At 66.3% G+C, this 16,733-nt stretch carries 16 protein-coding genes; 11 read left to right on the forward strand and 5 right to left on the reverse strand.

Annotated features, from left to right (window positions below; genetic code table 11):
- Positions 1-38: 38 nt before the first annotated feature.
- A complete protein-coding gene (locus F6X61_RS05860; RefSeq protein ID WP_153785797.1) occupies positions 39-1,706 on the forward strand; it encodes a ShlB/FhaC/HecB family hemolysin secretion/activation protein in 1,668 nt (555 codons plus the stop codon).
- An 81-nt stretch (positions 1,707-1,787) separates the two neighbouring features.
- Here F6X61_RS05860 and F6X61_RS05865 read toward each other — a convergent pair whose 3' ends face one another.
- Positions 1,788-2,195 carry a response regulator gene (locus F6X61_RS05865; protein ID WP_153785798.1) on the reverse strand — a complete coding sequence of 136 codons (408 nt, stop codon included), beginning with the start codon at positions 2,193-2,195 and terminating at the stop codon, positions 1,788-1,790.
- A gap of 48 nt (positions 2,196-2,243) precedes the next feature.
- Positions 2,244-2,426: a Flp family type IVb pilin gene (locus tag F6X61_RS05870; protein ID WP_153785799.1), complete on the reverse strand. Its 183-nt coding sequence runs from the start codon at positions 2,424-2,426 to the stop codon at positions 2,244-2,246.
- Between the two features lie 287 nt (positions 2,427-2,713).
- On the opposite strand from F6X61_RS05870, the gene cpaB reads away from it, so the two are divergent.
- The 8 genes from cpaB to F6X61_RS05910 all read left to right on the forward strand — a co-directional run bounded on the left by cpaB (position 2,714) and on the right by F6X61_RS05910 (position 10,198).
- Entirely contained in the window at positions 2,714-3,667 is a 954-nt protein-coding gene (gene cpaB, locus F6X61_RS05875) for a Flp pilus assembly protein CpaB (protein WP_153785800.1), read from the forward strand.
- Positions 3,668-3,776: 109 nt separating this feature from the next.
- Positions 3,777-4,997, forward strand: coding sequence for a type II and III secretion system protein family protein (locus tag F6X61_RS05880; RefSeq protein WP_256671307.1), 1,221 nt, complete (start codon positions 3,777-3,779; stop codon positions 4,995-4,997).
- Positions 4,994-6,184, forward strand: a complete 1,191-nt coding sequence (locus tag F6X61_RS05885; protein ID WP_153785802.1) for a pilus assembly protein — start codon at positions 4,994-4,996, stop codon at positions 6,182-6,184. The genes F6X61_RS05880 and F6X61_RS05885 overlap by 4 nt, the downstream gene beginning before the upstream one ends.
- Positions 6,181-7,437, forward strand: coding sequence for a CpaF family protein (locus F6X61_RS05890; RefSeq protein ID WP_153785803.1), 1,257 nt, complete (start codon positions 6,181-6,183; stop codon positions 7,435-7,437). The genes F6X61_RS05885 and F6X61_RS05890 overlap by 4 nt, the downstream gene beginning before the upstream one ends.
- Positions 7,434-8,315 (forward strand): type II secretion system F family protein, encoded by an 882-nt coding sequence (locus F6X61_RS05895; RefSeq protein ID WP_153785804.1) that lies wholly within the window; start codon positions 7,434-7,436, stop codon positions 8,313-8,315. Before F6X61_RS05890 ends, F6X61_RS05895 begins: the two co-directional genes overlap by 4 nt.
- Positions 8,312-9,205: a type II secretion system F family protein gene (locus F6X61_RS05900; RefSeq protein WP_178125780.1), complete on the forward strand. Its 894-nt coding sequence runs from the start codon at positions 8,312-8,314 to the stop codon at positions 9,203-9,205. Before F6X61_RS05895 ends, F6X61_RS05900 begins: the two co-directional genes overlap by 4 nt.
- 11 nt (positions 9,206-9,216) lie before the next feature.
- Positions 9,217-9,918, forward strand: coding sequence for a tetratricopeptide repeat protein (locus F6X61_RS05905; RefSeq protein ID WP_153785805.1), 702 nt, complete (start codon positions 9,217-9,219; stop codon positions 9,916-9,918).
- Between the two features lie 13 nt (positions 9,919-9,931).
- Complete coding sequence (locus tag F6X61_RS05910; RefSeq protein WP_153785806.1) at positions 9,932-10,198, forward strand: DUF3613 domain-containing protein; 267 nt, start codon at positions 9,932-9,934, stop codon at positions 10,196-10,198.
- Positions 10,199-10,204: 6 nt separating this feature from the next.
- Here the strand turns inward: F6X61_RS05910 and F6X61_RS05915 are convergent, their stop codons facing one another.
- Together F6X61_RS05915 and F6X61_RS05920 are read right to left on the reverse strand one after the other, a co-directional pair.
- Entirely contained in the window at positions 10,205-10,987 is a 783-nt protein-coding gene (locus tag F6X61_RS05915) for a response regulator (protein WP_371923658.1), read from the reverse strand.
- Positions 10,988-11,097: 110 nt separating this feature from the next.
- The gene (locus F6X61_RS05920) at positions 11,098-11,568 is read right to left on the reverse strand and encodes a prepilin peptidase (RefSeq protein ID WP_153785808.1); all 471 of its coding nucleotides are present in this window, start codon (positions 11,566-11,568) and stop codon (positions 11,098-11,100) included.
- 75 nt (positions 11,569-11,643) lie between these two features.
- Here F6X61_RS05920 and F6X61_RS05925 point away from each other — a divergent pair, with 75 nt between their 5' ends.
- Together F6X61_RS05925 and F6X61_RS05930 are read left to right on the forward strand one after the other, a co-directional pair.
- Entirely contained in the window at positions 11,644-12,087 is a 444-nt protein-coding gene (locus tag F6X61_RS05925) for a TadE/TadG family type IV pilus assembly protein (protein WP_153785809.1), read from the forward strand.
- A gap of 26 nt (positions 12,088-12,113) precedes the next feature.
- Positions 12,114-14,720 (forward strand): PAS domain-containing sensor histidine kinase, encoded by a 2,607-nt coding sequence (locus F6X61_RS05930; RefSeq protein ID WP_153785831.1) that lies wholly within the window; start codon positions 12,114-12,116, stop codon positions 14,718-14,720.
- On the opposite strand, the gene F6X61_RS05935 is transcribed toward F6X61_RS05930, so the two are convergent.
- Positions 14,705-16,660 carry a pilus assembly protein TadG-related protein gene (locus F6X61_RS05935; RefSeq protein ID WP_256671304.1) on the reverse strand — a complete coding sequence of 652 codons (1,956 nt, stop codon included), beginning with the start codon at positions 16,658-16,660 and terminating at the stop codon, positions 14,705-14,707. The two genes, F6X61_RS05930 and F6X61_RS05935, sit on opposite strands and share 16 nt — an antisense overlap.
- Positions 16,661-16,733: the final 73 nt, after the last annotated feature.

Genomic DNA, 16,733 nt, shown 5'->3' on the forward strand with positions numbered 1-16,733 from the left:
CGGGCACTCTCGCACCTTCGGGATCAGGGAGCGTCCGCATGCGTCCACTGCTGGTGATGTTACTGGTGTGCTGGGGCTGCCTGGTCCGCGCTGCCCCGCTGCCGGGTTTCCTCGACAGCAGTCGGATCGAAGCACACCTGCCCACGCCGAACCTGCCGATGGATGCCTACCGCCCCGCTGCGCCGGCCCTGCAATTGCCCGCGCCGAGTGCGCTGCAGCAGCCAGCGCTGGCGACGAGCACGCCGGTGCAGGTGCACAAGGTGCGTTTCGAAGGGGGCACCGTCTACCCCTTGAGCGACTTGCGCGAACACTACCAGCCGTTGATCGGCCGGCAGGTCAGCCTGGGCGAACTGGTCGGGCTGACCGACAGACTTACCCAGCGCTATCGGCAGGACGGCTATCTGCTTTCATACGCCTTGCTGCCGCCCCAGGACTTCAGCGAGGGGCGAGTGCGGGTGGTGCTGGTGGAAGGCTACATTGGCGATTACCAGATCGAGGGCGACATCGGCCCGGCGCGCGGCTACCTGGCTCAGTTGATGGACAAACTGATGACCGAGCGGCCACTGACCCGGGCGAGCCTGGAGCGCTATACCGGCCTGATCGGCCGTATCCCCGGTGTCACTGCCCAGGCGCAGGTCCTTGCGCCGGGCACTGCCGACGGGCGCGCCCGGATGGTTGTCCGGGCCCTGCGCAAACCGTTCACCGGTACTGCCCAGCTCAACGACGGCAGCCGCGATGACCTGCAGGCACTGCTGGGAGCCAGCAGCAATGCCCAGACCCGTTACGCCGAGCAACTGAGCGCCAGCGTGCTGCTGCCGCCGGGTGAGGACAAGGCGCACTACTATCGCCTGGACTATGCCCAGTTCGTCGACGATGAAGGCTCGCAGTTGCTGCTGTCGGCCTCGCGCTATCGCAGTGAACCGCGCACGCGGATTCGCCTGGCCAATGGCGATGACTTGCTCCAGCAGCGGGACAGTGAGCGCTATTCGGTTGGCCTGAGCCAGCCGCTGATCGTTTCTGCGAACGAGTGGCTGGAGGCGGTGGGGCGCATCTACATGGTCAAGGACCGCATCGACTACCAGTGGGTGGGCGCGCCCCGGCAGATGGACAGCGAGACCAATGTCCGTGCGCTGTCGTTCGAGGTCGACTGGCGCAAGGCAGAGGCCCGGCGCCTGCGCATTGTGAGTGGCGGGGTGTACCAGGGCCTGGACCATTTCGGTGCGCGCAGCAACGGCGGCGACGACCTGGACTTTCTGCGCTTGCGCCTGTCTGGCCTGCAGAGCGACGACTTCACCGAGCATTGGCAGGGCGTGGCCTCGGCGGCGGGTTACTGGAGCAATGACAGCCTGCCCGACAGTGAACGGGTGGTGTTCGGTGGGCAGAATTTCGGGCGTGGCTACCCTCGTGACCAGGCCAGCGGTGACAAGGGCTGGGGGCTGGCTTACGAGCTCAACTACAGCTTCAGGCGTGAGGGGGATTGGTTTCGAGTGCTGCAGCCGTATGCCGTGCTGGATGCTGCGCGGGCCTGGTTCAACAAGCTGGAGGTGCAGTCGGCGCGTATGTCCTCTGCGGCGCTTGGCCTGCGCTTTGGTGATGGGCGGGGTTACAGCATTGCCGTCGAGGTGGCCAAGCCGATGTCGGACATTGCGTTGGACAGTCTCAGTCGGCGGCCGAGGCTGATGGTGAGCTTCGGTTTTCAATTGTGAGGTGGGCTGGGGGGCTGACAGGTGTTCGCCGAAGGTTTTGTGGCGCCCATGAGATCGAGCGCCACAAACCTTGCGGCGAACTTAGTTCACCGCATGCAGCAGTGCCTTGGGAAACAGGTTATCCAGCGTCTCCAGCAACCTGGCGTGGTAAATCGGCTTGCGAAACAGGTCCAGCACCTGCAGGCGCAGCAGGTCGCTGCAGTCGTCCATGTCGGCGTGCCCGGACATGACGATCACGGGCAGGTGCTGGCGGGCAGTATGGTCGCGCAGGCGCTTGATCAGGCCGATGCCGCTCTCTTCCGGCATGCGCAGGTCGGTGATGACCAGGGCGACATCCGGGTGGCGGGTGAGCAGTTGCAGGGCGGTCTTCACCGAGCCGGCGGTATGGCAGCAGAACCCCTGGTTTTCCAGCAGTTCGGCCAGCTCCAGCAGGGCCTCCTCCTCGTCATCGACCAGCAGTATCTGTTGACGCAAGGAAGAGGTCGGCATGGTCGGCTCCCGAAGGTCTGGATCAATCGGCATGCACGCAGCGCAGGGTTACTGGGTGATCGCGGTCTGGATGGTGGTCATGATGGCTTTCACCTCGCCCGAGATGGGGGTGACGAACCCGGCCAGCACGACCGCGACCATGGCCGCGATCACCGCGTATTCGATACCGGAGGCGCCGTCCTTGCGCTGAATGAAGTTCTTGCAGTGGAGGATGATCAGGTTCAGCAGCATGGCACGTCTCCTTGCGCACGGTCGGCGCCGGTCACGGGGCTTGAAATGTGACACCCCTTTGCCATCACAGGATTGCCAAGCCGTGGCGGCCTGCAAATGTAACAAAGCATTAATTCGAAAGTATTAGCTTTAATCAGCGAGGCTAAGTTCCTGTTTTCTTTATGCGTCAATTTCATGGCTTAAAAAACCTAGCCCGACAAATGGCGATTCGACAGGGCTGCGCTAACTTGCAATAGCGAAATAGTTACTTTTTGCCAGCATTGGTCCCCGGCGCAGGGAGTGCGGAAATGAGCAGTCGCTTGACCATGGTCCTCGCTGGCCTGTTTTTGTTGGCTGCATTGCTGGCCGGCTATTGGGGCCTGCGCCTGAGCCGCCCGGCGCAGACCGCGCCAACGCCTGCCGTTGTTGCCCCCACCGAGGCATCGACCCCCGCGCTTGCCCCGGCTCCCGTACAACCTCCGGAACCGCCACGCACACCCATCCTGGTGCTGCGCAGGGCTGTGCCGGCCAATACTCCGTTGACCGCTGAGGACGTGCTGGTCGAGCGCTTGCAGGTGGTGCCCGCCGGGGCTTTCCAGCAGCCTGAACAGGTGCTGGGGCGCAGCAGTTCGCGGCCACTTGAGGCCGGCAGTTGGCTCGACGAGTCGAGCTTCCAGGTAGGCGGCCCGCTGGCGCGGATGATCCGTAGCCACGAGCGCGCGGTGGCGGTGGCGGTGGACGATGTGGTGGGCGCCGCCGGGCAACTGCGGCCAGGCGACTATGTCGATGTGCTGCTGTTCCTGCGCGAAGAGACCAACAACCCGCAATCCTCTGCCCAGGTGGTGCTGCCGGCCCTGCGTGTGCTCAGCGTCGACCAGCAGACGGGCCTGGCCAATGACGGCCGCCCGGCGCAGACCGCCGAAGAGCAGAAGGCCCGCCGTGACCAGCAGATGATGACGGGCGGCGCCGTTACCCGCACCGTAGGCCTGGCTGTGCCCCAGGCCCTGGCCAGCCGCCTGATGCTGGCCGCCCAGGCCGGCACCTTGCGCCTGGCAGTGCGCAGCGCCGACGAACAGTTGCTGGCGCGTTACTGGTCCGGCCAGGACGCAGGCGCTCAAGTGGACGCCGCCAACCGGGAACTCTACCGCTTCAGCCAGCTGTCGCAGGTGCCGCTGGCCGGCCCGGCCGCGGTTGCGGCAGTGCCCACCATGCAGATCATTCGTGGCGCTGCCCAGGCCGCCGACACGAACCAGACCCCCTGACCCGGCAAGGATGCATTTCATGCGTAGTTCTTTGCATAGTTCCTGGCGTCGCACGCGGCGTCGCTCCGCGCAGCGGCCCTGGCTGTTGTGCCTGGCCCTGTGGTTGTTGATGCCGGTGGCGCAAGCGGCTGGCAAGGGCTGTGCAGCCTTCGACCAGCTGCCTTCGGTGATCGAGATGGACCAGGGCCTGCAGCAGGAGCTGCGCCTGCCGGTGGCCATCATCCGTGCCGCAGTGGGTGACCCCAAGGTGGCCGATGTGCAGCCCAGCGGCGAACGTGCCGTGCTGTTGACCTCGGTGGGGCAGGGCAATACCAGCGTGATGCTGTGGACAGACTGCGCCCCGCGACCGCACCGGGCCATGCTGTTCGTCAAGGGCCGGGCCAGCGCTGACATGGCCGAGGTGACGCAACCGGCCGCCGGGGAGGACGCCCTGCCGATCCAGGTGCAGGCCGATATCCGTTTCGTCGAAGTGCGCCGGCAAAAATACAAGGAAGCCGGCGCCAGGCTGTTCTTCAAAGGCTCCAACAACAGCCTGTTCGGTTCGCCCGGCACGGTGCCCAACACCTTCGTGCGCCCCGACTACGTGCCGGGCATCCAGAACGGCACCAACCCGGTGACCTACGCTGATGTGCGGCCAGGCATCCCCCTCAACGACAACGTCTTCAACATCGTCTGGGGCGGCGGCAGCAGCCGTTTCCTGGCGATGATCAACGCACTCGAGAACAGCGGTTTCGCCTACACCCTGGCGCGCCCCAGCCTGACCGTGCTCAGCGGCCTGACTGCAAGCTTCCTGGCCGGCGGCGAGGTGCCCATTCCGGTGCCCAGCAGTGGCAGCGACAACGTCTCGATCGAATACAAGGAGTTCGGCGTGCGCCTGGCACTGACCCCCACGGTGGTCAGCCGCAACCGCATCACCCTCAAGGTGGCCCCCGAAGTCAGCGAGCTGGACTACAGCAACGCGGTGACCATCGCCGGCACCCAGGTGCCGGCCCTCAGCGTACGGCGCACCGACACCAGTATTTCCCTGGCCGATGGCGAGAGTTTCATCATCAGCGGGCTGGTCAGCAGCAACGTCCGCTCTTCCGTGGACAAGCTGCCGGGGTTGGGCAGCCTGCCGATCATCGGCGCGTTCTTCCGCCAGTCGGCGCTCAACCGTGAAGAGACCGAGCTGCTGATGATCGTCACCCCGCACCTGGTCCAGCCGCTGGCCGCCGACGCGCGCCTGCCGGAGCTGCCGGGCGAGGCGCTGCGCACCTACGACCCCAGCTGGGGTCGCCTGTTCTTCATGGAAAACGGCAGTTTCGAAGGCCAAGGCGGGTTGTCCCGATGAACGAAAGCCATAACCAGACCTACCTGGCCCTGACCCGCAACCAGGACGACCTGCACTGGCTGCAGGGCGCCCTGGCGCCGTTGGGGCAGGTGATCGGCGCCAATGGCCCGAGCCTCGACGAGTTGCTGGCGCTGGTCGACATGACCTTCAGCAACCTGGTGTTCATCGGCCTCGACCGCGAGCAGTTGATCGCCCAGTGCGCGCTGATCGAAGGGGTGCTGGAGGCCAAGCCGATGCTGGCCATCGTCGCGCTTGGCGATGGCATGGACAACCAGCTGGTACTGCATGCCATGCGCGCTGGCGCCCGCGACTTCGTCGCCTATGGTTCGCGGGCCAGCGAAGTGGCCGGGCTGGTACGGCGCCTGGGCAAACGCCTGCCGACCGTGGCCAGCAACCCCAGCCTGGGTGGGCTCAGCGTGCTCTACGGTGCCCAGCGCGGGGCCGACGGTGCGTTGCTGACCACCCACCTGGCGCGGGTGGTGCAGGACAGTGGCCAGCAGACTCTGCTGCTCGACCTGGGCCTGCCTCGTGGCGACAGCCTGGCGCTGCTGGGGCTGGAGGCGTCGTTCCACTTTGGCGATGCCTTGCGCCATCTGCGCCGGCTCGACGCCACCCTGATCGACAGCGCCTTCACCCGCGACAAAGGGGGCCTGCGCATTCTTGCCTATGCCGCCACCGACGAGGCGCTGGAGCAGACCAGCGCCGCCGAGCTGTACATGCTGCTCAGTGCCTTGCGCCAGCATTTCCAGCACATCGTGCTGAACCTCACCGGGCAGGCCGACAGCGAAGCGTTGCGCACCCTGGTCAGCCATTGCGACAAGCTGATCCTGTACACCGACCAGAACATCCTCGATTGCCGGCGTAACCTGGAGCTGCTCGAGCAGTGGCGTGATCGCGGCATCAAGCTCGACCATGCCAGCCTGCTGGTCGACCGCTTCATGCGCCATGTGGCGCCGGATGCCGAGGCCCTGGCCAAGCGCTATGGCTTGAAGCTGCTCAAGGTCATGCCCTACAGCCCGGAGCTGCGCCTGAATGCCAAGAATCAGGGCCTGAGCCTGTTCGAGCTGGCCCCACGCGAAGCGCTGAGCCAGGCACTGCGAGAACTCGGCGAGCGCCTGGCGCGGCGCTCGGAAAACCTGGCGCCCCCCACCCACACCTGGCTGCGCCGCCTGTGGAGCAACCGATGAGCAGCGAAGAACCCTTTGGCGGGCCGCGGCAGGCGGCAAACGACCCGCAGGTGCTCAAGCGTGCCCTGCACCGGCATGTCATCGATGCCATCGAAGACACTGGCCGCAACCTGCTCGAAGGCGCGCGCCCGGCCCTGGCGCAGTTCGTCCTGGAGCAGGTGGGCGACTATGTGGCGCGCCTGCGCCTGGCCCTGTCGCGTTACGAGATGGAGCGCCTGGCCGAAGAGATCGTCGACGAGCTGACCGGCTACGGCCCGCTGGAAGTGCTGTTGCGCGACCCGAGTGTCACCGAGATCCTGGTCAATGGCCCGTTCCGGGTGTTCGTCGAACGGGGCGGGTTGCTGCAGCATACCGACTTGCGTTTTATCGACGCACACCATGTGCAACGGGTGATGCAGCGCATCCTGGCGCCCCTGGGGCGGCGCCTGGACGAGTCGTCGCCGATGGTCGATGCGCGCATGCCCGACGGCAGCCGGGTTAACGCGATCATCCCACCGGTGGCGCTGGACGGGCCGTGCCTGTCGATCCGCAAGTTTCGCCAGGACATGCTCAAGAGTGCCGACCTGCTGGCCACCCGGGCCATCGACCAGGCCATCTACGACTTCCTCGAACGCGCCGTGGGCCGGCGCTGCAACATCCTCGTCAGTGGCGGCACCGGTACCGGCAAAACCACCTTGCTCAATATCCTCAGTCAGATGATCGCGCCCCAGGAGCGGCTGGTGACCATCGAGGATGTCGCCGAGCTGCAACTGCACCACCCGCATGTGGTGCGCCTGGAAACCCGCCCGCCCAACGCCGAAGGCCATGGCGAGATCAAGGCCAGCGAGTTGATCCGCAATGCCCTGCGCATGCGCCCCGACCGCATCATCCTCGGCGAGATCCGTGGCGCCGAAGTGGTCGATGTGATGACGGCGATGAACACCGGCCACGATGGCTCGATGAGCACCGTGCACGCCAACAGTGCGCAGGATGCCCTGCTGCGTCTGGAAACCCTGGTTGGCCTGACGGGCCGCCAGGTGGCCGAGAAGACCTTGCGCCAGATGATCTGCGCGGCGCTGGATGTGGTGATCCAGCTGACCCGCCTGGCCGATGGCCGCCGTTGTGTGAGCGAAGTGCTGGAAGTGGTCGGCGTGCGTGACGACGTGTACGTGACCAATACCTTGTTCCGCCTCGACCGGCGCGGCGGCGATGTGTTCCTCAGCGAGGCGCCGCACCCGGCAGGGGCCAAGCTGCGCCACGAGGGCCTGCTGTGATCGGCCCGCTGCTGCTGGCCCTGGCGCCGCTGTGCCTGGGCATGGCGTTGCTGCTGTGGCGTGTGGCCCTGCACAAGCGTGGTGAGGAGCGCATCCTGCAGCGCCTGGGGCGGGCCTACCGCGCGGTGCGAGGTGCCAGTGCCAGGCGTGACTGGCTCGACCCGCTGCTGCAGCGTGCCGGCCTGGCGCCGGGCGAGCGTGGCCTGCACTACGGGTTGCTGGCCTGGCTGGGCCTGGTGCTGGTCGCCGGCCTGGCCGGAGGCTGGGTGGCGGCATTACTGATGCTGTTCGGCCTGCCTTTGCTTGGTCATGCCTACCTCAATTGGCGCTGCCGCCGACGGGTGCGGCAGATCGTCGAGCAACTGCCTGGCCTGCTGGACTACAGCGTGCGCAGCCTGAAGGCTGGGCGTACCTTGAACGACGCGGTGCTCGGGGGTATCGATGGCACGCGCGAGCCTCTGCACTCGGCAATGCTGCGAGTGCGGCGCAACGTGCGCATGGGCGTGCCGCTGGAGGATGCGGTCAGTGAGCTGGCCGAGCTGTACCGCCAGGACGAGCTGCGCCTGTTTGCCCTTGGCCTGCGCATCAACCAGCGCCATGGCGGCAATGCCAGCGAATTGATGGAGAACCTGATCAAGCTGATCCGCGAGCACGAGCAGGGTGACCGCCAGTTGCGCGCGATGACCGGTGAAACGCGAATCACCGCGTGGATCCTGGGGGCGTTGCCGTTGGGCATGGTCGGTTACTTTCTGCTCGCCAACCCCGGTTACCTGCTGGGCATGTGGCGCGACAGCCATGGGCAGACGATGTTGCTGCTGGCCTTCGCCCTGCAGGCCATCGGTTGCCTGGTGCTGTGGCGCATGATGAGGCGCCTGTGAACGCTGCCTTGCTGTTCAGCGTCCTGTGCCTGCTGGCCGGCTTTGCCCTGCTGGCGCTGCAGGCTGCGCGACAGCTGCGCGCCCGTCAGCGGGTGGCGCGTCGCCTGCAGGGGCGCTTGGCCCCTGACGAACGGCTGGGTGACTGGCTGCACTGGCTGGGCAGCAGCCCGCTGGGGCGGCGCCTGCAGCGGCTCGACGGCGAGGCCCAGGTGCTGTTGGATCGGCTGGGCTGGCGGCGCAGCCGGCAGCGGGCGTTGTTCGCCGCGCTGCAGCTCGGGCTGCCGTTGCTGGCCACCGGCCTGGTGCTGGTGATGGTGCATGGCTTGCCGGGTGAGCGTCGGGGCAACTGGATGGTGCTGGTGCTGTGTGCGCTGGGTGTCGGCTACCTGGTGCCCAAGCGCCTGCTTGCCGCGGCGGCGGCGCGGCGCCAACGCAAGATCGCCCAGGAAGTCAGCCTGATGATCCCGTTGCTGCGCATTCTGTTCGAGACCGGCCTTGCGGTGGAGCAGGCGTTGCGCGTGCTGGCCCTGGAGGGGCGCAGCCTGGTGCCGAACATCTGCGACGAGTTGCAGCTGGTGTTGCAGCGGGTCGACTCGGGCCTGGCGCTGGGGCCGGAGCTGGAAAAGACCGCACGGCTGCTGGCGGTGGACGAGTTCATCGACACCTGCGTGATCCTCCAGCAGTTGCTGGTGCAAGGCAGCGGTTCGATGAAGTCGTTGCTGGCGCTCAAGGAACTGCTGGATGACCGGCGCCTGACCGGCCTGCAGGAGCGGGTGTCGAAGATGTCGGCAAAGATGTCGGCGGTAATGATGGTGTTCCTGTTCCCGGCCTTGCTTATCGTCCTGGCCGGGCCGGGATTTTCCGCCTTGGCGCGGGCATTGGGATCCTGAGGGGGAGAGGGATGAAAGCGATCGTGCTGATGACGGGCCTGTTGCTGCTGACCGGTTGTGCCGGGCAACCGCCCGAAGGCCTGGCCCAGCTGTTTGGTGGCGGCAGTTGTGGCAAGCCCGCAGCCGACCAGCAGTTGAGCCTGGACATGGCCGACCAGATGATCGGCGAAGGCCGCCCGCATGCGGGGTTGGCGCACCTGGAGCAGTTACCGGACACCCTTGACCAGGTGCGCCTGCGCAAGGCCAAGGTACTGCGCCTGCTGGGCCGCAGCGAGGCCGAACCGCTGTACCGCAGCCTGCTGGGGGGCTGCCTGGCGGCAGAGGGCGAGCATGGCCTGGGGCAGATAGCCGCGGCGCGGGGCGACGACACACAGGCCCTGCGCAACCTGCAGCGCGCGGCGCGCCTGGCGCCGACCGATGAAAAAGTGCGCAACGACCTGGGCCTGGTGCAGATGAAACTGGGCAACGATGAGCAGGCGCGCTTCGAATTTCTCACGGCCCTTGAGCTGAAGGATGACAACCCATTGCCGGCGGTCAACCTGGTGACCCTGTCACTGGTGCAGGACAACTGGAACCAGGCCGAGGACCTGGTCAAGCGCCTGCGGCTCAAGCCTGAGCAGTTCGCCGAAGCCCAGGCCCGGGCCCAGCAGCTCAGAGCTACTGGGCGCGGCCCGCTTGCCGCCCGCGCCACGCCGACGGCGGCCATCAATTGAACGGGAGGTGAGTATGTTCAAGCCCTGGATAGCCCTGGCCTGCCTGGCCACACCGCTGCTGGCGCAGGCCGAGGAGCCGGTACGCCAAGCGCGGGCAGAAACCGCCACCGAGGCGCTGCTGCAGGTGCAGGCGAGCAATCGGCAGGCCTCGCCGGTGCGCCAGCAGCAGACCGACAAGGAGCGCGACCAGTCCATGCAGCGCTGGCTGGACAGCTACAAGTACGAGATTCCGGACTTCTATCGCTGGACCAAGATCAGCTCGTCGAACAATGGCGGCTGATGGCCGTCAATGGGTGGTGAAGCGCTGGTGCAGCGGCGACGAGCGGGGCGCCAGCGCCAGTGCCAGCTGCGTGCGGTTGTGCATGTGGGTCAGGCGCAATACCTGTGACACATAGAGCTTGACGGTGTTCTCGGTGATGCCCAGCTCGCAGGCGATCTGGTAGTTGGTCTTGCCCTTGCTCACCAGTTTTGCCACTTCCATCTGGCGCGGGGACAGCTTCTCGAATGCCGACGGCAGTTCCGGCTCGGCCTCCTCGACGTCCGTGGCGCGGCGATGCACGCCCTGGCCGCGGGCTTTTTCCAGGTCCTGGTAGAGCTCGTCGATGGACTCGGCCAGGCCCTGCAAGCGCTGGTTGAGGTTGCCCAGTTCGCGGAAGTTGCGCTGGCGCTCCAGCAAGGCGAGCTCCTGGCGCCGCACGCCTTCGAGCAGCTCGGTCAGGTCCATGGGCTTCTGGTAGTAGTCGGCGAAGCCTTCACGCAGGGCGCGGATCACATCCTGCTTTTCGGCGCGGCCGGTCAGCATGATCGCCTCGAACAGCCGCTGGTTGCCGGAGATCTGTTTCAGCGCCCGGACCAGCTCGATGCCATCGCGCTCGGGCATATGCAGGTCGCAGAGCACCAGGCCGATGGCTTCGTCGGCGATGTACTGCTCGATGGCCTGGTCCGTGGAATGGGCCGGGACGCAGCGATAGCCTTCACTTTCCAGCCAGTCGCACAATTCTTCGACAATCAACGGCTGGTCATCGACAACCAGCACTTTCACTTCACTGACGGACTTGTTCACGATCAACTCCCTGTCGTATCGGTCTTGCGGCCGGGCCGTGGGCACCGGCAACAAGAAAGTAGTCGCACTTTGCAATCAAGTACATGGACTGTACACCTTATCCGAACGTTCAGTCTTCATTGGATCCAAACTGCCGTCAGGAGAAAGCCGGCCAGTACATATGGCGCAAAGGGCTGCTTGTCGCCGACTTCTTCAGCGAGTTTCTGCAGGCGTTTTTTCAGTTTCGGGTTGAGCAGGGTCCACAGCCGGCGCCGGCCCAGCAGCCAGGCCAGCACGGTGATGCCGGCGCCGATGAAGGTACCCAGCACATACTGCGGGCTGGTGGCCAGGGCCAGGGCGGCCATCAGCTTGACGTCGCCGGCACCGAAACGGCCGAGCATGTAGCCGGGCAGTGTCAGCAGCATCACGATGGCCAGGGCCCAGCCGGCCTCGCTGGCATCGGCGCCGATCCAGGTGCGGCCGGTGGCGAACAGCCAGGCCAGGGCGCAGGTTGCGACACCCAGGGTGAGGGCGTTGGAAATCTGCCGTTCACGGACATCTTGTTCGGTGCACAAGGCAAGCCACATCAGGAGAACAATGCTTTGCATTGGCAAATTGCCATCCCTATTCGTTGAACGGTTCTATGCTGTCAGACAGGTCTCACAGTCAGGGTAGACGCGAACATGCAAGCAAGCCCGGCGGGACGGCAAAAAGGCGCGGCAGCCATCGAGTTTGTCGCGGTATTCATGATTTTTTTCGCGGTGTTCTATGGGCTGGTCAGTTATGCCCTGCCAATGCTGATGCTGCAGTCGTTCAACCAGGCCAGCAGCGAGGCGGTGCGTCGCTGCGTGGCCGTCGACCCGGCAAGCGCCACCTATGCCCTGGACGTGCAAGGTGTGGCGCACCAGGTAATCAGCCGGCAGTTGGCCTGGATGCCCGACGCCCTGGGCTTCAATGTGGCGGGCGACACCCGGGTTGTGGTGGGTGCGGACAAGCTGCTGACGGTCACCATCGACTACCCCCGTGACCGGCTGGAGCGGGTGTTGCCCGTGCTGGTGCTGCCGCTGATCGGCGAAGTGCCGAAGCTGCCTGAGCGCCTGCAGGCCCAGGCGAGCCTGCAACTGTGACGGGCAGCCTGTTCGACCGTTGGCGCATGCCGCCGTCCCCTGCACCCGAGCTGGCCAACGTGCCGGCGGTGGGCCTGCAACTGTGGCTCGACGATCAGGCTCGTGTGCTGCGCCTGGCGGGCCCGCTGCGGACCTTGCTGGCCTTGCCAGGGCGTTCCACCGCGCGGGTGCACGACTACCTGCAACGCCACAGCTGGCTGGTGCTCGAAGGCGAACCTGGCGATTGGCAGGGGCAGCCGCTGGATCTGGACTTTCACACCGTCATGGGCCAGGCGCTGCATACCCGTGGCTGGTTGCAGCGCCACGGCGAGGCCTGGCTGCTGCAGCTGTTCGATATTGGCGACCTGCTGCGCGAGCAGCGCTGGGACCGCCAGCGGCCACTGCTGGTCGAGATTGGCCATGCGCTGCGTGAGTGCGGCGCCGAGCGCTTGCTGCAAACTACCCGTGAGCAGTTGCAGGCGCTGGCCGAACACTGGCAGGCCGCCTCGCTGCGGCTGATGCTGCGTGAGCCGGGTGGCTGGCGCCACTACGCCAGCAACGAGGACCAGTGGCCCTGGCCGGACGATGGCCGGTTGCAGCCCTGGTTGCGGCAACTGCCTGCGCAGACGTTGATCGAAGTCACCGATGACCCTGAGCTGCTGGCGCGCTGCGGCGGGCTTTCGCTGTTCCTGGTGCCCTACCGCCAAGGGCTGGATGCCGAGGCCTGGCTGCTGTGCGCCGGGGCCGCGCAGACGCCCCCGGCCGACATGGCGCTGGCGTTGGCGCGGACCTTGGTCGAGCCGCTGCTGGCGCGTCATCGACACCAGCAGCTGCAACGCCAGGCCAGTCACCTCGACGACCTCCAGCAGCAACTGGGGGCGGGCTGGTGGGAGTGGCCGCTGGACGGCCAGTTGCAACTCGACCCGGCGCTGGCCACGACCCTGGCGTTGCCGCGCCAGGTTGGTGAAGGGCAATGGTTGGCGCGCCTGCACCCGGCCGATCGTGAGCCCGCGCAATTGGCGCTGCAACAGGCGCGTGAAGGGCTGGCGCTGAACCTGAGCCTGCGCCTGGGCGAGGCCGATGGCATGGGTGCGCAGCGCTGGTTCCAATGGGTTGGTCAGTTGCAGGGGCAGCAGTTGCGCGGTTTCCTGCTCGACATCAGCGCGCTCAAGACCCAGGAGCATCAGGCCGGCACTGCCCGAGCCCGGCTGGAGAACCTGATCGCCAGTTCGCCGGCGGTGATCTACGTGCAGCGTTACGCCGACGGCGCGCTGCACAGCGAATTCTTCAGTGCCAGCCTGGCGCCATTGCTGGGCTGGCCGGCCGATGGCGAACTGGCGCGCCAGCCGGGCCTGGCCGTGCACCCGGATGACCGGCCGCTGTGGCTGGCGCGCACCCGCGACCTGCTGCGCGACGGCCAGGTGCGCTGCCGTTACCGCCTGCGCGACCAGCTTGGCGGCTACCACTGGATGCACGATGAGGCGCGTCTGTTGCGTGACGACCTCGGCCAACCCCAGGAGGTGGTCGGGCTGTGGCTGGATGTCAGCGAAGCGACCGAGGCCGCCGAGCGCACGCGCCAGAGCGAGGAGCGCTACCGCGTGCTGGTGGAGGACTCACCGGCGATGATCTGCCGCTACCGCCCAGACCTGAGCCTGGTGTTCGGCAACCGGCCCCTGGCCGACTACCTGCACTGCACGCCGGAGCAGCTGGTGGGCGCGAACCTGGGCCAGTGGCTGTCCGCCAGCCAGCGTGAAGACTTCCTTCAGCGCTTGCAGGCGCTGACCCCGGAGCAGCCGATGAGCAGCGCGGAAATCTGCCTGCAACTGCCTGGCCGTGAACAGGCCTGGTGGGTGTGGGCCGATCGCGGGCTGTTCGATGCCCAAGGCCGCCTGCTGGAGATCCAGGCTGTCGGCCGAGACAACACGGCGGTGCGGCGCAGCCAGCAGCAATTGCTGCAGGGGGCGAAAATGGCCACGCTGGGCGAGCTGGCGACCGGGCTGGTGCACGAGATCAACCAGCCGCTCAACGTGATGCGCATGGCGGTGGTCAACACGCTGCAGCGCCTTGAAAACGGCACTGCCGATCCTGCGTACATGGAACAGAAGCTGCGCCGGATCGAGGCGCAGATCGAGCGCGCCGCGCGGCTGGTCGAGCACATGCGCGTGTATGGCCGGCGTTCGGCGCCCGAGCGTGAGTGCTTCAGCGCCTGGGGCGCGGTAGAAGGGGCCCGCGCCTTGCTGGAGGAGGGCCTGCGCGGCAAGGGCGTGAACCTGTGCATCGAGGCGCCCGCCGAGCAACCGCAGGTGTTCGGCCATCAGGACCAGCTGGAGCAGGTGTTGATCAACCTGATGGTCAACGCCCGTGACGCCTTGCTCGAGCAGCGCAGCGCGCAACCCTGGATCCGCGTGCGCCAGAGCTTGCAAGGCTCGCGCCTGTGCCTGCTGGTGGACGACAACGGCGGCGGCATCGACCCGCATCTGCTCGAGCGCATCTTCGAACCCTTCTTCACCACCAAGCCAGCCGGGGTCGGCACCGGCCTTGGGCTGTCGGTCAGCCACGGCATCGTCAGCCACATGGGCGGCAGCCTGTCGGTGGCCAACAGCGACGAGGGCGCGTGTTTCCGGGTTGAACTGCCGCTTCACAGCAGCAGTTGAGCATGCCCGCTGCTGCAACTGAGGTTGGCGCCGACCTGGGCGTTGGCCAGATCGATGCCCAGGGATTTGAGCAGGCCGTTGACCAAGGGGTCGAGCAGCGTGCCCAGCAGGTTCTTGAGCAGCGGCTCGAGGATGGCTTTTACGCCGTCGAGCAGGCCGGCCGTGAGCGTCATGACCTGGCCCAGGCCACCACCGGCCACGGGTTTGTAAGCTTCCAGATGGATGCCCATGAGCGTGTTCGAAAGGCTGGAAACCACCTGTGCCTGGTCGCTGTCCATGTTCTGGTAAACCGGCGCCTGGCCGATCTGTGCAGGGGCCGAGCTACCACTGAACACCAGTGTTTTTTCGATTGGGTTGACCCCTAGCAGCGTGCTGTCGATGCGCACGCCTAAGCCGCCGCCGGCGAATGGCACGCGGGTGCCGCACGAAGGTGGCAGGAACAGCAACCGGCTGCAGACGTTGGTGCCGATATCGATCAGGGGTAACGCCTTGACTTGATTGGGTGGGTCGCTGCCCTGGGTGAGGAATGTCTGCGCCGAATCGAATTTGCCGAGGGAGATTTTTGCCGCCGAGCGTTGGGTGAGTGTCGTGAGGCTCTTCGGTGAGCAACTGTAGTTGTCAGGCGGCGCAGGTTGCAGGCGGCTGCTGGCCTGGGCCACTTCCAGGCCGAGCTGCAGGCTGACGGTGCCCGGCATCAGGATGATGTCGCTGACTTTGCAGGGCACGGCCAGGGCACAGGTCAGCGATTGCACCGTTCCCAGCAGGTTCAGGTTGAGCAGGTTGCTGACTACGTTGGTTAGCGGCGCCGCCAGGTCGAGCACCGCGTTGAGCAGCCCGGTGACCAGATTGAGCACGGGCAGGTCGAGGGAGATCAGTGCGCGGACCTGGGCGGTATGCACGCGCAGCGAGTCGGTACGTGGGTCGCCGATGGCCGAGACTTGGGCAGGTTCTATCACCCGTAGCTGCACGTGGCCATTGACCAGCCCCAGCAGGCTGATGGGCAGGTCGGCAGTGACCGCCCGTTGTTGCGCCGCCACCAGGATCACGCCCTGCACCAGTTGCAACAGCTGGACGCTGGTGTCCAGGCCGGCCAGGGCGGTGCCGGTCTGGATATTGAGCAACTTGCCCACGGTCATGCTGTCGGGCAGGTCCACTGCCAGCTTGATCAGGTTGCTGACCACATCGGCGGTAGCGCCGCTTTGCTGCAGTACCTTGCCCGCCGCCTTGAGCAAGGTGGTGGCGTCGGTGTTGAAGGCCAGCAGTTGCTGGTAGTCCCCTGCATTGAGGTGCAGGTCCACGGCCAGTTGGTCCAGGTACTTGAGCAGGTTCAGCTGAGTGTTGGCGATGCCCTGCCAGCCCAGCAGGTCGAGTTGTGTGTTGCCCCCCAGCGCCTTGGTCAAGGCATTGAGCAGGGCCCCTTGGTTCGAGTTGACCGTGGCCAGGGTGCTGCGGATGCTCAGCATCGCCTGGGGCGCTACGGCCTTGGCCGCCACGGCACTGGCATGCAGTGTGGTGGTACGCGAGAAATTGCCATCGATCAGGCTGAACAGGCCGCCGGCGGCACTGGTGGTAACCGCGTTTCTGACTTCGACCTTGATCGCTTCAGGGCGGCTGTTGTCGGCGGTGAATACCCGCAGGTTGTCAGTGCCGGTGCGCAGGTAGCCACAGCTGGCGATCAATGGGTTGTTGACGGAGTGGCCGTTGCGGGTGGCGGCGGTGCGGGCCAGCACCGAGGCCTGCACGCCGGCGCCGCTGCACACGCCGCCATGCTCGGCGGCCTCCAGCGCGGCCATGTCGGCGATGCGCTGCAGCTTGCGTTGTTCCAGGTACAGGCGCCCGCTGTCGACGGTGAGCAGCATGAACAGCAGGGCCAGGCCAAGGGTCAGTGCGGCCATCAGGCCGATCGCGCCGCGTTGGCGCACTGCGGGATGGGGAACCACGGGCACTCCTTTGCCGGCCTGTGGCCTGGCAGCGCGGCGGCGGTGCAGGGAGTGTAGTCAAGCTGATGGCAAG

The organism is Pseudomonas sp. EMN2 (assembly GCF_009650555.1).
Classification (GTDB): domain Bacteria; phylum Pseudomonadota; class Gammaproteobacteria; order Pseudomonadales; family Pseudomonadaceae; genus Aquipseudomonas; species Aquipseudomonas sichuanensis.

What these genes read in the sequence shown, in the direction of transcription:
- F6X61_RS05905 (WP_153785805.1), top strand. Translation starts at nt 9,217, where the DNA reads ATGAAAGCGATCGTGCTGATGACGGGCCTGTTGCTGCTGACCGGTTGT.
- F6X61_RS05925 (WP_153785809.1), top strand. Translation starts at nt 11,644, where the DNA reads ATGCAAGCAAGCCCGGCGGGACGGCAAAAAGGCGCGGCAGCCATCGAG.
- F6X61_RS05890 (WP_153785803.1), top strand. Translation starts at nt 6,181, where the DNA reads ATGAGCAGCGAAGAACCCTTTGGCGGGCCGCGGCAGGCGGCAAACGAC.
- F6X61_RS05910 (WP_153785806.1), top strand. Translation starts at nt 9,932, where the DNA reads ATGTTCAAGCCCTGGATAGCCCTGGCCTGCCTGGCCACACCGCTGCTG.
- F6X61_RS05860 (WP_153785797.1), top strand. Translation starts at nt 39, where the DNA reads ATGCGTCCACTGCTGGTGATGTTACTGGTGTGCTGGGGCTGCCTGGTC.
- cpaB (WP_153785800.1), top strand. Translation starts at nt 2,714, where the DNA reads ATGAGCAGTCGCTTGACCATGGTCCTCGCTGGCCTGTTTTTGTTGGCT.
- F6X61_RS05885 (WP_153785802.1), top strand. Translation starts at nt 4,994, where the DNA reads ATGAACGAAAGCCATAACCAGACCTACCTGGCCCTGACCCGCAACCAG.
- F6X61_RS05865 (WP_153785798.1), bottom strand. Translation starts at nt 2,195, where the DNA reads ATGCCGACCTCTTCCTTGCGTCAACAGATACTGCTGGTCGATGACGAG.
- F6X61_RS05880 (WP_256671307.1), top strand. Translation starts at nt 3,777, where the DNA reads ATGCCGGTGGCGCAAGCGGCTGGCAAGGGCTGTGCAGCCTTCGACCAG.
- F6X61_RS05930 (WP_153785831.1), top strand. Translation starts at nt 12,114, where the DNA reads ATGCCGCCGTCCCCTGCACCCGAGCTGGCCAACGTGCCGGCGGTGGGC.
- F6X61_RS05870 (WP_153785799.1), bottom strand. Translation starts at nt 2,426, where the DNA reads ATGCTGCTGAACCTGATCATCCTCCACTGCAAGAACTTCATTCAGCGC.
- F6X61_RS05920 (WP_153785808.1), bottom strand. Translation starts at nt 11,568, where the DNA reads ATGCAAAGCATTGTTCTCCTGATGTGGCTTGCCTTGTGCACCGAACAA.